At 54.6% G+C, this 13,274-nt stretch carries 15 protein-coding genes; 6 read left to right on the top strand and 9 right to left on the bottom strand.

Annotated elements, in window-relative coordinates; all coding sequences use genetic code 11:
• Nucleotides 1–110: 110 nt before the first annotated feature.
• The 3 genes from OCH02_RS03690 to rimJ are packed head-to-tail and all read right to left on the bottom strand — an operon-like array spanning nt 111 to nt 2,263.
• The gene (locus OCH02_RS03690) at nt 111–1,031 is read right to left on the bottom strand and encodes a Gfo/Idh/MocA family protein (RefSeq protein WP_261429919.1); all 921 of its coding nucleotides are present in this window, start codon (nt 1,029–1,031) and stop codon (nt 111–113) included.
• Entirely contained in the window at nt 1,028–1,669 is a 642-nt protein-coding gene (locus OCH02_RS03685) for a YceH family protein (protein WP_261429918.1), read from the bottom strand. Before OCH02_RS03685 ends, OCH02_RS03690 begins: the two co-directional genes overlap by 4 nt.
• Before the next feature lie 9 nt (nt 1,670–1,678).
• A complete protein-coding gene (gene rimJ, locus OCH02_RS03680) occupies nt 1,679–2,263 on the bottom strand; it encodes a ribosomal protein S5-alanine N-acetyltransferase (protein WP_261430786.1) in 585 nt (194 codons plus the stop codon).
• A gap of 345 nt (nt 2,264–2,608) precedes the next feature.
• On the opposite strand from rimJ, the gene mdtH reads away from it, so the two are divergent.
• From mdtH to OCH02_RS03655, 5 genes are all read left to right on the top strand, one after another.
• The gene (gene mdtH, locus OCH02_RS03675) at nt 2,609–3,814 is read left to right on the top strand and encodes a multidrug efflux MFS transporter MdtH (RefSeq protein WP_174351977.1); all 1,206 of its coding nucleotides are present in this window, start codon (nt 2,609–2,611) and stop codon (nt 3,812–3,814) included.
• Between the two features lie 86 nt (nt 3,815–3,900).
• Entirely contained in the window at nt 3,901–4,149 is a 249-nt protein-coding gene (locus OCH02_RS03670) for a hypothetical protein (RefSeq protein WP_261429916.1), read from the top strand.
• A 129-nt stretch (nt 4,150–4,278) separates the two neighbouring features.
• Complete coding sequence (gene grxB / locus OCH02_RS03665) at nt 4,279–4,926, top strand: glutaredoxin 2 (protein WP_261429914.1); 648 nt, start codon at nt 4,279–4,281, stop codon at nt 4,924–4,926.
• 28 nt (nt 4,927–4,954) lie between these two features.
• Nucleotides 4,955–6,595 carry an ABC1 kinase family protein gene (locus OCH02_RS03660; protein ID WP_261429912.1) on the top strand — a complete coding sequence of 547 codons (1,641 nt, stop codon included), beginning with the start codon at nt 4,955–4,957 and terminating at the stop codon, nt 6,593–6,595.
• Between the two features lie 142 nt (nt 6,596–6,737).
• The gene (locus OCH02_RS03655; protein WP_012145524.1) at nt 6,738–7,301 is read left to right on the top strand and encodes a lipoprotein; all 564 of its coding nucleotides are present in this window, start codon (nt 6,738–6,740) and stop codon (nt 7,299–7,301) included.
• 245 nt (nt 7,302–7,546) lie between these two features.
• Here OCH02_RS03655 and yebF read toward each other — a convergent pair whose 3' ends face one another.
• The 4 genes from yebF to dbpA all read right to left on the bottom strand — a co-directional run bounded on the left by yebF (nt 7,547) and on the right by dbpA (nt 10,119).
• Nucleotides 7,547–7,906, bottom strand: a complete 360-nt coding sequence (yebF, locus tag OCH02_RS03650; protein WP_261429910.1) for a protein YebF — start codon at nt 7,904–7,906, stop codon at nt 7,547–7,549.
• A gap of 70 nt (nt 7,907–7,976) precedes the next feature.
• A complete protein-coding gene (gene yqfB, locus OCH02_RS03645; protein WP_174351972.1) occupies nt 7,977–8,285 on the bottom strand; it encodes a N(4)-acetylcytidine aminohydrolase in 309 nt (102 codons plus the stop codon).
• A 39-nt stretch (nt 8,286–8,324) separates the two neighbouring features.
• Nucleotides 8,325–8,648 (bottom strand): YebG family protein, encoded by a 324-nt coding sequence (locus OCH02_RS03640; RefSeq protein ID WP_135316905.1) that lies wholly within the window; start codon nt 8,646–8,648, stop codon nt 8,325–8,327.
• 88 nt (nt 8,649–8,736) lie between these two features.
• Nucleotides 8,737–10,119: an ATP-dependent RNA helicase DbpA gene (dbpA, locus tag OCH02_RS03635; protein ID WP_012145528.1), complete on the bottom strand. Its 1,383-nt coding sequence runs from the start codon at nt 10,117–10,119 to the stop codon at nt 8,737–8,739.
• A gap of 241 nt (nt 10,120–10,360) precedes the next feature.
• On the opposite strand from dbpA, the gene purT reads away from it, so the two are divergent.
• The gene (purT, locus tag OCH02_RS03630; protein WP_261429907.1) at nt 10,361–11,539 is read left to right on the top strand and encodes a formate-dependent phosphoribosylglycinamide formyltransferase; all 1,179 of its coding nucleotides are present in this window, start codon (nt 10,361–10,363) and stop codon (nt 11,537–11,539) included.
• A 33-nt stretch (nt 11,540–11,572) separates the two neighbouring features.
• Here purT and OCH02_RS03625 read toward each other — a convergent pair whose 3' ends face one another.
• Both OCH02_RS03625 and OCH02_RS03620 read right to left on the bottom strand, forming a co-directional pair.
• On the bottom strand, nt 11,573–11,818 hold the full coding sequence (locus tag OCH02_RS03625) for a YoaH family protein (protein ID WP_012145530.1): 246 nt from the start codon (nt 11,816–11,818) through the stop codon (nt 11,573–11,575).
• Nucleotides 11,819–11,881: 63 nt separating this feature from the next.
• Nucleotides 11,882–12,889: a glycosyltransferase gene (locus OCH02_RS03620; RefSeq protein WP_261429906.1), complete on the bottom strand. Its 1,008-nt coding sequence runs from the start codon at nt 12,887–12,889 to the stop codon at nt 11,882–11,884.
• Nucleotides 12,890–13,274: the final 385 nt, after the last annotated feature.

The raw sequence follows: 13,274 nt of genomic DNA, 5'->3' as shown, positions 1-13,274 counted from the left end.
ATGTGCCCTGTAAATGTCGACGCCTGCATCAGCAGGCGTCAGTAAAACTATCGGCTAAGTGTACCCATCCGCGGCAGAATAGCTACCGTCATATGTTACATGGGGTTACCCTATAAACCGACATCACGCAGCATTTTTTCAATCACCCTTTGAGCAGCAATCGCCTGCTCTCCGGCGGTTTCCGGCACCGTCTGGTTGCTGACAGACATAATGAAATGGCGGACTGCGCCGTCAAAGCCGCGCTGTGCCAGGGTGGTCTGCCAGCCTGGCGCCGGTTGCTCCAGCACGCCTTGTGAATCTTCTCGCAGCCACTGGCGCATATCGCTCAACTGATAGACCGCGCCGTCGGTGACTGCCTGCACGCTTTCGCGCTGGCTGCCGGCTCGGCGATGCATACTGGTGGTCACCAGAGTTTCCCCGCACTCAAAATGATGCTCGGCATACATCAACGCACCGGCCTCCGTGGCTCGCAGGCTACCGCTGAGTAACTTCCCCTCACCGCCGCCCAGCCACAGCGCGGTATCCACCACGTGCAGATAATCGTCCAGCAGGGTAAAGCGCAGGCTGTTTGGTCCGACGCTGTCGGCACGGTGTTTGTCCATGCGAATCGATGCCGGTTGCTGCATCTGTTGCTTCAACTGACGATATAACGGCGTAAAACGACGGTTAAAACCCACCATCAGCGTTTTGCCCTGTTTTTCAGCCAGGGCGAGCAGCTGCTCACCTTGTTCAACCGTCTCCGCCAGCGGCTTGTCGACATAGACGTGAACGCCGTAACGCAGTAATTCGCCAATCACCTGAAAATGGCTGGCGGTACTGCTGTGCACAAAAACGGCATCGCATTGCTGAGCCAAAGTGTCCAGCCCCGAAAAACAGGCCATCCGATAGCTGTCGCAAATCGGCTGTGCCTTTTGCTGGTTGGGGGAAAAGCCGCCGACCAGCGTCCAGTCTGCCGCCTGACTCAGGATCGGTAAATAGGCTTTTTGTGCAATGCCGCCCAACCCCACGACGCCAACGCGTAATTTGGTCATTCGCTCTCCCGCAGCAAAAATGCCTGCAATTGCTGTTTTAACTGTGCCACTTCGTTTTCCAATATGCTCACGCGCTGGCTCAATTCAGTGTTATTTTCCGGTGCAGCTTCTGCCGGTGCCTCGTCAATCTGGCCGCAGAACAAATGCATAAATCGGCTTTCACGCTTGCCCGGCTCGCGCGCCAAACGCACCACAAAGGGGCCATCCTCTCGGGTGCTCAGATTCGTCAGCACCTGCTCTACTTCAGTCACGTCATTAAACTCATGCATGCGGTTAGTGCGGGTGCGCAGTTCACCGGGAGTTTGCGCGCCACGTAACAACAAGGTGGCAACCACCGCCACCTCGGCCGCAGACAGTTTTAACTGACCAAACTCCGAATTACAGAAGCGGTGCTCATATTTGACCACTCGATTGCCGAAGCCGCTGAGGGTGCGCAGAAAATGTTTCTTTAGCAACAGGTCGAGAATTTGCTGAACTTCACTTTCCGTCAGTTCCATCACCGGCTCGCGGTTGGTTTTCTGGTTGCAGGCAAGCTGGATACCATTGAGGGAAAGAGGGTACTGGTCCGGGGTCGTAACCTGCTTTTCCAGCAGGCAGCCAATCACCCTGGCTTCTTTAGCGCTTAATTCATATTTCATTATTTGGCCTCAGCGTGGCGGTAGCCATTCTTTATTGGTTAATGCCGTCAGTACGTGATCCTGCCACTGCCCATCAATCAGCAGATAGTCCTTGGCATAACCTTCACGTTCAAATCCCAGGCGGGTCAACAACGCGCCGCTGCGCTGATTGTGCGGCATATAGTTGGCCATAATGCGGTGCATTCGCTGCTGACGCAGCATATAGCGGATAGCGGACTGCAGCGCTTCATACATCAGCCCTTGCCCCTGCCATTTTTCGGCCAGTGAATAACCGAGGAAACAGGCATGGAAAGAACCACGCAGCACATTGCTGAAGTTCGCCACGCCCAGCACTTCATGCTCTTCCTGATCGAGCAGGATAAAATAGTAGGCGCTGCCCTGCTTTTGCATTTCGGTGATCATCCCCAGCCGTGCCTGCCAGCCGGAAGGATAACAATGGCTTTCATCCCGGACAGGTTCCCAGGGCTTAAGGAAGGCTCGGTTTTCGGCATAGTATTCCGCCAGCCGGTAGGCATCGCGTTCATGAACTAAACGGACAACCAGCCGATCGGTGGTGAGGCGTACTTTTGGTGATGCAGAGCGGTAGCCAAACATCATTTCCCCCGCGGTCAGAACGGTTCGATAAGAAGTATTTATTGGGCGCATGTCTGGATATTCATCCTGCGACGAACCTATCCTGGGCCATTATTTTTTAAACAGCGGCGCAGAACCGCACTTACCCTCATTTAATATAACCGTAGCCTGCCCCGGAGGTAAAATCCCGACAGCTCAGTAAATAAGCGATTAGCCATTTTACGGCTATTTTCGTGCTGTTTTGCCGTGCAGGTAACGTATTGACGATAAAAAAATATTATCTTCCTCGCCCCTATCGGCAATCCGGGAATGGGTACAAACTAGAGCGGTCGCACTCCTCTCCCCCTTAATTGCTCGTGGTGAAGCATGTCTCTGGTATCGCAAGCTCGGAGCTTGGGTAAGTATTTTCTATTACTCGATAACCTGTTAGTGGTTTTAGGCTTTTTTGTCGTCTTTCCACTTATTTCGATTCGCTTTGTCGATCAGCTTGGCTGGGCGGCCGTGGTGGTCGGTGCAGCACTGGGTTTAAGGCAATTGATACAACAGGGATTAGGGATTTTTGGCGGAGCAATCGCCGACCGATTTGGTGCCAAACCGATGATTGTCACCGGCATGCTGATGCGCGCTGCCGGTTTCGCCACCATGGCAATGGCCGATCAGCCCTGGTTACTGTGGTTCTCCTGCGCCCTTTCCGCCCTCGGTGGCACCTTGTTTGACCCACCGCGCACCGCGCTGGTGATTAAGCTCACCCGTCCCCATGAGCGCGGCCGTTTTTACTCCCTGTTAATGATGCAGGACAGTGCCGGGGCGGTGATTGGCGCCCTGATCGGCAGTTGGCTGCTGCAATATGATTTCCACTTCGTTTGCTGGGTCGGCGCGGGTATTTTCGTATTGGCCGCGGGCTGGAACGCCTGGCTGCTGCCGGCATACCGTATTTCTACCGTCCGCACCCCAATGAAGGAAGGCATGATGCGCGTACTGCGCGACCGCCGTTTCCTGACCTACGTGCTGACGCTGACCGGCTACTACATGCTGTCAGTACAGGTGATGCTGATGCTGCCGATCGTGGTCAATGAAATCGCCGGTTCACCCACGGCGGTAAAATGGATGTATGCCATCGAAGCCGCGCTGTCGCTGTCACTGCTTTACCCACTGGCTCGCTGGAGCGAAAAACGTTTTCGGTTGGAACAGCGGTTGATGGCCGGCCTGCTGCTGATGACCCTCAGCCTGATGCCGGTTGGGCTGGCAACCAGCCTGCAGGGCGTCTTTACTCTGATCTGCTGTTTCTATCTCGGTTCCATTATCGCCGAGCCTGCGCGTGAAACCCTCAGCGCCTCGCTGGCCGATCCCCGCGCACGCGGCAGCTATATGGGATTCAGCCGCCTGGGGCTGGCATTGGGCGGCGCACTGGGTTATACCGGCGGTGGCTGGATGTACGACACCGGCCACTCGATGAACATGCCGGAGCTGCCGTGGATACTGCTGGGTATCGTGGGATTTATTACCCTGTTTGCACTTTACTGGCAGTTCAACCCGCGCAGCAGCGCACCGGCAATTGCGCCCGGGGGCTAAGGTTTTTCTCTAAGTTGCCAGAAAATCAGCCGAATTTCCTATAGCTGCTATCCTGATAGTAAAAACATAAACAGGAGAAGTTGGTGATGACCGATGAATCAAAATTGCCGCAGTTACTGGAGCACATGGTACTGAACCTGCGCATGCTGTACGCGCGTTCAACCCTGGTAGAAAAAGCGCTGGCCCACATCATTGCTGGAAATGCCGACCTGAAGAGCGACATCATCAAACAGTTGCAGATCGTCAACGCCAGCAACGAACGGGATAAAATCGATCTGGAAGAGGCGCGTATCCACCTGATAGAAGTGATCAATTCCGTTCCAACCCAAAAATAACGCCTGCTTTGGCCCGCGTATTTTGCGCGGGTCATCCAACGATAACGCACCTTCCAACAAGAACTCTTCGCGACAGCCTCAGTATGCTGTGATAACTATTGCTGTTAAAACCTGACAACCGGAGCAAGCATGAAACTGTTTATCTACGATCATTGCCCATTCTGCGTTAAAGCCCGCATGATTTTTGGCCTGAAAAATCTGCCCGTCCGCCTGGTCACCCTGCTCAACGATGATGAAGCCACGCCGATCGGCATGATTGGTAAAAAGATGGCACCCATTCTGCAAAAAGACGACGGCAGTTACCTGCCGGAAAGCATGGATATCGTGCATTACGTCGATCGACTCGACGGTAACCCCCTGCTGACCGGTAAAACCAACCCGGCGATCGCCGAATGGCTACAACGGGTCGGGAGCTACAGCCTCAATTTACTGCTGCCGCGCTTTGCCAACGCCGACTTCGAAGAGTTTGCCACCGACAGCGCCCGCCAGTATTTTACCGACAAAAAGCAGGCTTCAATCGGTGACTTCTCCACGCACCTTGCCGACAGCGCCGATCTGATCGCTCAACTGGAAGCCGATCTCCAGGTGCTTTCCGGGCTGATAGCCTCCCCTGATGCCGTGAACGGTACCCTGTCGGAAGACGATATTCACCTGTTCCCACTGCTACGTTCGCTGTCGATCGTCGCCGGGCTTACGCTGCCGGATAACATCGAAGCCTATCGTAACCGTATGGCGCAGCGCAGTGATATTCCGCTGCTGTTCGATATGGAACAGTGATCACTCGCAATAAGGATATAGCGCGCAAATGTTGAAAATGGTGCTGGTTACCGCCCGCGATCGGGCGAGGTTGAAAGAAATCTCCGCGGTGCTGATCCGTTACGGCCTGCAGGATGTCATTCGCCTGCTGGGCCTGAGCACCCTGCTAAGCGGCGGTGAAGGCGGCGGTGAGCCACAAGATAACCAAACCTTGCCACAACGCTTGCGCGCCGCACTGGAAGCGCTGGGGCCGACCTTCGTCAAATTCGGCCAGATCCTGGCTACCCGCTCAGACCTGTTGGACTCAAGCTGGACCGACGAACTGGATCGCCTGCACAGCCAGGCGACAACCCTGTCATGGCGCGAACTGGCACCGCAAATTACCGCCGACTTGGGGGGTGACCCACACAGCCTGTTCGCCGAGTTTGATGAATCCCCACTGGCCGCCGCATCGATGGCACAGATTTATCGCGCCCGTTTGCACAGCGGTGAAGCCGTAGTGATCAAAGTATTGCGCCCTGGGCTGGCGAAAACCATTCACGCCGATTTACGCCTGCTGGCCTACCTGGCAGAAACCGTGGAACAGCAAAGCCCGGCACTGGCCCGCTACCGTCCGCGCCAGATGGTACGAGCGCTGGCAACCGCGCTTAACCACGAGCTGGACCTGACTCACGAAGGCAATAACTGTGAACGGGTGGCTCAGCAATTTGCTCAACAGCCCGAGGTAGTGATAGCGAAAATTTACTGGCAATGGTCGTCAAAACGTCTGCTGGTACAGGAGTTTCTGCCCGGCATCGCGCCAGAAAATCCGCAGCAATTGGCAACCGCCGGTTTTGATGGCCCGCTTCTGGCACAGCGCGGCGCGCAGGCCTTTATGAAAATGGTGCTGGAACACCGGCTTTATCACGCCGATCCGCACCCGGGTAACGTGATGGCGCTGGCGGATAACCGCGTCGGCTTTATCGATTTCGGTATGGTCGGCCAACTTTCCGAACGGCGGCGTAATCAGTTACTGCTGTTGCTGCAGGCGATTGCCGAACGGGAGTCCGGCGGTATCGTCAATACCTTGATCGCCTGGTCGGACAGCGATCCTTTGGATCTGCTGGATTTGGAACTGGCGGCGCAAAACTTTCTCGATAAGCAGGCGTCGGCAACCCTGACGCTGGGTAAGGCGTTGACCGATCTGCTGGTGATGGCGCGTGAACATCAGTTGGCACTGCCACCGGATCTGGTGTTGCTGTTCAAGGCGTTAATCACCGCAGATGGCGTGTTGCACCGGCTGGATCCCAACTTCGACATCATTACCACCCTGAAACCCATGCTGCAACAGGTGATGCTGCAGCGTTACACCCCTGAAGCTGTGCGTCGACGGATGGTGGCGCTGGGCGGTGAAGCACTGGACGCAGGCGAAGAACTTCCGCAAACCCTGCGACTGCTAATCCGCCGACTAAAACGCGGGCAAATCAGTGCCGACATCAATCTCAAGAACATCAGCCAGTTAAGCAAAGCGCTGGAGCGGGCTGCCGTTACCCTGGCCATTGCCATAGTGACCGCCGCCTTCACGCTGGGTCTGGCGCCCTACCTGATGCAATCTTCGGTGCGGCTATGGGGCATCCCGCTGTTTCCGGCCTTGGGCGCGTTAGCCTGTCTGGGGGGAGTATTGTTGCTGGCATTGCGTTTACGCCGCTGAGCAGTTTCGGCGTTATCCGATAGGTCGTAACGGGTTTTCCGCGCATTATCAATATTATCCGATGTTCCGGAAGAGGCGCGGTATATATACTGCGCCCATGTCAATCGGGGCAGATAGCGGCGCCCCCAACACGTGAGTACTTATGAAAAAGATCCTAATGGGTGTGGCAGCCCTGGCATTTGTTGGCGCATTGGTCGGTTGCAACCAACTGACCCAATACACACTTAGCGAGCAGGAAGTGAACGACTACCTGCAAAAGCATAATGATTACCAGAAGCAGATTGGCGTGCCAGGATTACTGGACGCCAATATCGTGCTGACGCAGTTACAGAGCCAAATTGGCCGTAGCGAACCGGGCAAAGTCACCCTTTCCGGCGATGCGAAAGTGAATATTACCTCGATCCTCGGCCCGCAGACTGCGGATCTGAAGCTGACGCTGAAGGCACAGCCGGTCTATGACCGTGAGCAAGGCGCGGTATTCCTGAAGGACATGGAATTGACCGACTATAGCGTTCAGCCAGAGAAAATGCAGACGGTGATGAAGGCGCTGACGCCTTACCTGAATCAGTCGCTGAAATCCTACTTCGACCAAAAACCGGCCTACGTGCTGAACCCGGATAACAGTAAAACCGAGGCGATGGCCAAGAAACTGGCGAAAGGACTGGAAGTGAAACCGGGCGAATTGGTGATCCCGTTCACCGACTAAGGCTAGCCAGTTTGCAACAAAAAGCCCGCTGATAAGGCGGGCTTAGTTTGGTGACAAACACCCGAAAAACGTGGTTTTCGGGTGTTTGGGATAAACCAGAAGACATAATTCTTTGTTTTTATTAGTACCTAAAACAGTACTTTTAGCTACAAATGACTTTGTCAGCAGTCTGAGCCCGCTGATAAGGCGGGCTGAGTCTTTTCAGGCGGGTAACCCATACCGAGCGCCGCCTGAAACTTGCGCTATTACTGCGGTTCGCTGTAGGTGATTCTACCGGCGTTGCAGTCAAGGATCACGTTATAGGTTTTATCCTGTTTGGTGCCGCGAACCGTCAAAGGAACCTGCCAGACGGCATCTTTACCGGTAATGGCTTCCGGACTGACCCAGGCGATCGGCGTGGCCGTGCCCAGCAGCTTTTTATCCGCATCCCAGCGCGTGATGCGGTTTTGCAGAAAATCGCGTTTTACCTGAGCGGCAACGTCTGCCGGTTGCAAACCCGCGCATTGTGCGACTTTGGCGCTACGTTGCTCCTGTGCCTGCACCGCGGTGGTTAACCCCGCCATGGCCAGCAGTGCTACCGCCAAACTCAGTCCCGTTGTTTTCATATTCCCTCCAGTTGTGATTAACGCTATCCGCAGGCACTGGCCCTTGGCTCACAACTGGTCTGGCTAAAGATCAGCGTTTGGCGAAGGTGATGACAAACAGCTCATCCAGCCCCGGATAGATTTCCTTGATCACCTGCTTCAGTTCGCTGAGCGACATATTTTCCTGCCGGGCATGCTGCTCGGTTAACCCGTCCAGGCGCACCGGAGTGACTGACAGCACTTCAATCTGGCAGAAAAATACGTTGTCTTCATTGCGGCTGACGCGCAACACCTCTCCGGGTTGAAAGTGAGACTCACTGGCATCCCGAATGGTAATGGTCTTGCGCCCGGCCAGAATGTCTGGCTCAAAGCGACTGAAGAAAGTTATTCCACGGCTCATTCTAGATCCTTTTTCATCACATTGCCGCAACATAAGTCGTTATGCTGCCTGCTTTTCTGACGCAGATCCCTCTTTAGTGGTAGCGACAGATTTTTCCGTTTTCACTTTGGCGGTTTTTTTCGGTGCTTCTGTCGGCGCAGCGCCACGCAGAATCTGCCCCAGCACGTCTTTATTCTCCGCCAGGAAGAAGCTGAGCCCTTCGCGCTGCTCATCATCCAGAGTCAGGGGTGACTGCTGCAGCCATTCACCGAGGCTATCTGCCAAATCCAGCATTTTGTCGTAAGCGTCGGCTTCTTTCTTGGTCGCGAAAGTCATCTTTTCCTCACCGTTTCTCACCACCACATATTTAACTTCAACAGCCATGTGTGCATTCCTCAAAGGTTAGAATACTGTATTTTTATACAGTATAAGGTGATTTTACGCAGGGATGCAAGCGCACCCCTGACGCGACTTATTTCAACAACCGCACCTTGCAGTTCTTACCCTTGATTTTTCCCTGCTGAAGCTGTTGCAGTGCCTTGCGGGCGCTTTCCTTGCGGATCGCCACATAGGCATGCACCGGGAACATGTCGATTTTTCCCACTTCCGCCGCCGTCAGCCCGGCATCGCCGGTCAATGCGCCGAGAATGTCACCGGGACGGATTTTGGCCTTGCGCCCACCGTCGATGCACAGGGTGACCATTTCGGCTTCCAGCGTGGTATTCCCCGCACCGCTCAGCTCAGACACCGGCGCCCACTTAACCTTGGTTTGCAAATAGTCTTCAATGGCATGTGCGCGCGTCATTTCCTGCGGTGTACACAGGCTGATCGCCTTGCCGCTCAAACCGGCACGGCCGGTACGGCCAATGCGGTGTACGTGCACTTCCGGATCAAATGCCAGCTCGTAGTTGACTACCAGCTCCAGCTCTTTGATATCCAGACCGCGCGCGGCAACGTCGGTTGCCACCAGCACCCGGCAGCTGCGGTTGGCGAAACGCACCAGCACCTGGTCACGATCGCGCTGTTCCAAATCACCATGTAGCGCCAGCACGTTGATGCCGCGAGATTCCAGCGCTTCATACACGCTCTGACAGTCACGCTTGGTGTTACAGAACACCACACAGGAAGAAGGCTGGTAATGGCGGATTGCCGACACCAGCACCGCAGGACGCTGATCGCGGGTGGTTTCATAGAAACGTTGTTCGATGGTGGTTTGTTCTTCACCGTCGTCCACTTCCACATTTAACGGGCTGCGCTGGACGCGGGCGCTGATACGTTCAATACCGCTCGGGTAGGTTGCCGAGAACAGCAGCGTTTGGCGCTGCGGCGGCGTGTAACTGATCACGTCATCGATGTCATCGGCGAAACCCATGTCCAACATGCGGTCAGCTTCGTCCAGCACCAGCACTTTCAGTTCATCCAGTACCAGCGTTTTCTTACGCAGGTGTTCCTGAATGCGCCCCGGAGTCCCCACCACGATATGCGGGGCATGTACCAGCGAGTCGAGCTGCGGCCCCATCGGCTGGCCGCCGCACAGGGTCAAAATCTTAATGTTTTGGGTGAAGCGCGCCAACCGGCGCAATTCTTTACTCACCTGGTCTGCCAACTCACGCGTCGGGCACAGGATCAGCGCCTGCGCAGCCACCTGAGCTACGTTAATTTTGTCCAGCAGACCAATGCCGAACGCCGCCGTTTTACCGCTGCCGGTTTTTGCTTTGGCACGTACGTCCTGCCCATTCAGGATGGCGGGCAGTGCGGCGGCCTGCACCGGTGTCATTTCGGCATACCCCAGTTCGTTGAGGTTGGCCAACTGTTCGGCTGGCAGCGGCAGGGAAGAAAAAGATACTGTGCTCACGGCGATAACTCTTTATGGCAAATGGAATGGCGGCGTGCTCAAGGCAACGCCGAATCAGCCGCAGATGATAACAGAGATAGGGTGAATTACGGATTTCACGCATAAAAAAAGCCGCCAGCTGCGGCTTTTGGCCAACACATCGGCAGTTCAATAGCCTCCGGCTGCATACGCAAACGTTTTCGTATATACTGCTGGGCCATTATCCGACCGCATTACACTCCACAGATCCAGGTACGAGACTATGTTAACTATTGGAACCGCCCTGCGCCCGTCCGCCACCCGCGTTATGTTGCTCGGCTCCGGTGAGCTGGGTAAAGAAGTTGCTATCGAATGCCAGCGTTTGGGCCTCGAAGTCATCGCCGTCGATCGCTATGCCGATGCCCCGGCCATGCATGTGGCACACCGCAGCCACGTGATTAACATGCTGGACGGCAACGCGCTGAAAGCCGTGATCGAGCAGGAACGTCCTGACTATATCGTGCCGGAGATCGAAGCCATCGCCACCGGTATGCTGGTTGAACTGGAACAGCAAGGGCACCACGTAGTGCCCTGTGCCGAGGCAACGCGCCTGACGATGAACCGCGAAGGCATCCGCCGCCTGGCTGCCGAAACCCTCGGGTTGCCCACCTCCAGCTATCGCTTTGCCGATGGCGAGCAGGCTTTCCGACAGGCGGTCGAGCAGATCGGCTACCCGTGCATCATCAAGCCGGTAATGAGTTCTTCCGGCAAAGGCCAAAGTCTGATCCGCTACCCGGAACAGCTTAAAACCGCCTGGGACTACGCCCAGCAAGGCGGTCGTGCCGGTGGTGGCCGGGTGATTGTTGAAGGGCTGGTAAAATTTGATTTTGAAATCACCCTGCTGACCATCAGCGCTGTCGATGGCGTGCATTTCTGCGCGCCGATCGGCCATCGTCAGGAGGACGGCGATTACCGCGAATCATGGCAACCGCAGCAGATGAGTGACCTGGCGCTGAGTCGTGCGCAGGCGATTGCAGAAAACGTGGTGAAGGCGCTGGGCGGTTTTGGCCTGTTCGGCGTTGAATTGTTTGTCTGTGGCGATGAAGTCATCTTCAGTGAGGTTTCACCGCGCCCGCACGATACCGGCATGGTGACTCTGATTTCACAAGACCTGTCCGAATTTGCACTACACGTTCGCGCTTTCCTCGGTCTGCCGATCGGTGCCATTCGCCAGTTTGGCCCTTCTGCGTCGGCGGTGATCCTGCCACAGCTGATCAGCAGTGACCTACGCTTCAGCGGTCTGGATCGTGCGCTGGTCGGCCACAATCAACTGCGTTTGTTCGGCAAGCCGGAGATTAACGGTCAACGTCGGATGGGGGTCGCGCTGGCTACGGCAGAAAATATAGAGCTGGCGGTGGAATCGGCCAAACGGGCCGCAGCTGCGGTGGTGATTGAAGGTTAAGGCTTTGGGGCCGGTTTGCCGGCCCCGACAACATCAATAATTTTCGTCTTCTTCCGAGTCATCATCAGCCTGGTCATCCGGCCGTTCCTGATACTCTTCATCGTCGTCTTCGTCATCAAACATGACGCTAACCTGGTCACCCTGATGTTTTTCGCGGATTTCCTGCGCGACGCGCGCGATGGCTTCACCACTGCTCATGCCTTGTTCCATCAACAGATGGATACGATCTGCAGCTTCCTGCTGCTCTAGATGACTCAGTGACGGCATACCTGCAAGCATGTGTTTCTCTCCGGCAAAATGGAGGCTGAGTATACGCCTTAAACCCACGGATCCCAACGCCTGTTATTCAGTAGCCTGCAGCGAACAAGGATCGCCATGTCGCCACTGCTTCAGGCGGTGAAGCCAGAGAATAACGTGCCATCCCTGTTTGAGGCCGCGCGCGTTATCAACCATCGCCCGATCGATGCCAAGCTGAAAGAACTCATCGGTGATACGACACTGGGCCGCCAACTCTGGCTCACGGCGAATGCTGTGGCAAATGCCCAAGGCTTCACGGGTAATCTGCCAGTGGAAAGCCGGGCGGATAGCAATTTTATCGGCATAACGCCGATTCAACGCCATCAGCATGGCGACAATTTTCATGTAATGGCGCTGATACTCGACGTTTGCCTTGCCCGTACGGCGGCGGTTACTGATCGACTGCCCGTGCACCCGCTGGCGATACAGCGCTTTGCTAAGATATTTCACCCGCTGTGCATTAAACATCACTTCAGTAGTCCAGGGAATATCCTGATGGTGCAAACCCGGTTCGAAATACAACCGGTGCTGCTTAATAAAATCAAGGCGATATACCGCAAGCCAGACCACATGAATAAATTTTCTTGATTTTAACGCACGCTCCAGCCATTGCACGCCGCTAATAACATTGGTATCACCCAATCGCTTTAGCGGAATAATCGGCTGCAGTTCATCCTGGTCGGTGAAATAACGTTCACCGTTACACTGCATGACATCCAATTGGTTTTGTTCGGCTAATTCAATCAGCGTTGAATACATTTCAGGTGCCAGTAAGTCATCGGCATCGGGAAATGCCACATATTTCCCCCTGGCAACCGCCAACCCGGCATTACGCGCGCAGGACACCCCTGCATTAAGCTGATCAATCACGGTAATATGCGTGTGTTGTTGCGCATAACGGTGGGCGATATCGCCCGAGCCGTCGGTAGAACCATCATTAACGATGATCACTTCCAACCGACGTTCGTTCTGGGCCAGCAGTGATGCCAGAAACGGCTCAAACAGTTCGCCCACGTTGTGCAACGGGACAATGACACTCAGCATTATGGGCATAGGCAGCTCTTCGCAAAAAGTAACGAATGAATATTTCTATTTTTTAAAAAATATCAGGGTGCAATTAAATTAAATAAGGCACTGGCCCTTCGATTCTGCCGGGGCACAAATGCGTCTTGTTACCATTTATATTTTGAGATCTACGCTTTTACAGACAAGTGATAACAAGCAAAAACAATTACCGAATGAAACTAATGGTGAAATTAGAATTTGAAATCATCCAATTCAAGAATTATCTCATCCGTTCACTGGTGTAATTTTTAACATATTGGAATATCGCCAAAGTCGCAAAAAATGCTTCATTTGCAAAATTGTTTAATCATCGTTTATATGAAGTGTGCATACGCGCCTGATACCAGAGCATGCGTCAGCCGGTTGAATATGG

The sequence above is a fragment of the Serratia quinivorans genome (assembly GCF_946227985.1).
In the GTDB taxonomy this organism is placed as follows: domain Bacteria; phylum Pseudomonadota; class Gammaproteobacteria; order Enterobacterales; family Enterobacteriaceae; genus Serratia; species Serratia quinivorans_A.
The sequence above is the reverse complement of the archived record's forward strand: the minus strand, read 5'-3'. Positions and strand labels throughout refer to the sequence as shown.

Coding starts and splice junctions, on each gene's coding strand:
- OCH02_RS03690 (WP_261429919.1), bottom strand. CDS start 1,031: ATGACCAAATTACGCGTTGGCGTCGTGGGGTTGGGCGGCATTGCACAA.
- OCH02_RS03685 (WP_261429918.1), bottom strand. CDS start 1,669: ATGAAATATGAATTAAGCGCTAAAGAAGCCAGGGTGATTGGCTGCCTG.
- rimJ (WP_261430786.1), bottom strand. CDS start 2,263: ATGTTTGGCTACCGCTCTGCATCACCAAAAGTACGCCTCACCACCGAT.
- mdtH (WP_174351977.1), top strand. CDS start 2,609: ATGTCTCTGGTATCGCAAGCTCGGAGCTTGGGTAAGTATTTTCTATTA.
- OCH02_RS03670 (WP_261429916.1), top strand. CDS start 3,901: ATGACCGATGAATCAAAATTGCCGCAGTTACTGGAGCACATGGTACTG.
- grxB (WP_261429914.1), top strand. CDS start 4,279: ATGAAACTGTTTATCTACGATCATTGCCCATTCTGCGTTAAAGCCCGC.
- OCH02_RS03660 (WP_261429912.1), top strand. CDS start 4,955: ATGTTGAAAATGGTGCTGGTTACCGCCCGCGATCGGGCGAGGTTGAAA.
- OCH02_RS03655 (WP_012145524.1), top strand. CDS start 6,738: ATGAAAAAGATCCTAATGGGTGTGGCAGCCCTGGCATTTGTTGGCGCA.
- yebF (WP_261429910.1), bottom strand. CDS start 7,906: ATGAAAACAACGGGACTGAGTTTGGCGGTAGCACTGCTGGCCATGGCG.
- yqfB (WP_174351972.1), bottom strand. CDS start 8,285: ATGAGCCGTGGAATAACTTTCTTCAGTCGCTTTGAGCCAGACATTCTG.
- OCH02_RS03640 (WP_135316905.1), bottom strand. CDS start 8,648: ATGGCTGTTGAAGTTAAATATGTGGTGGTGAGAAACGGTGAGGAAAAG.
- purT (WP_261429907.1), top strand. CDS start 10,361: ATGTTAACTATTGGAACCGCCCTGCGCCCGTCCGCCACCCGCGTTATG.
- OCH02_RS03625 (WP_012145530.1), bottom strand. CDS start 11,818: ATGCTTGCAGGTATGCCGTCACTGAGTCATCTAGAGCAGCAGGAAGCT.
- OCH02_RS03620 (WP_261429906.1), bottom strand. CDS start 12,889: ATGCCCATAATGCTGAGTGTCATTGTCCCGTTGCACAACGTGGGCGAA.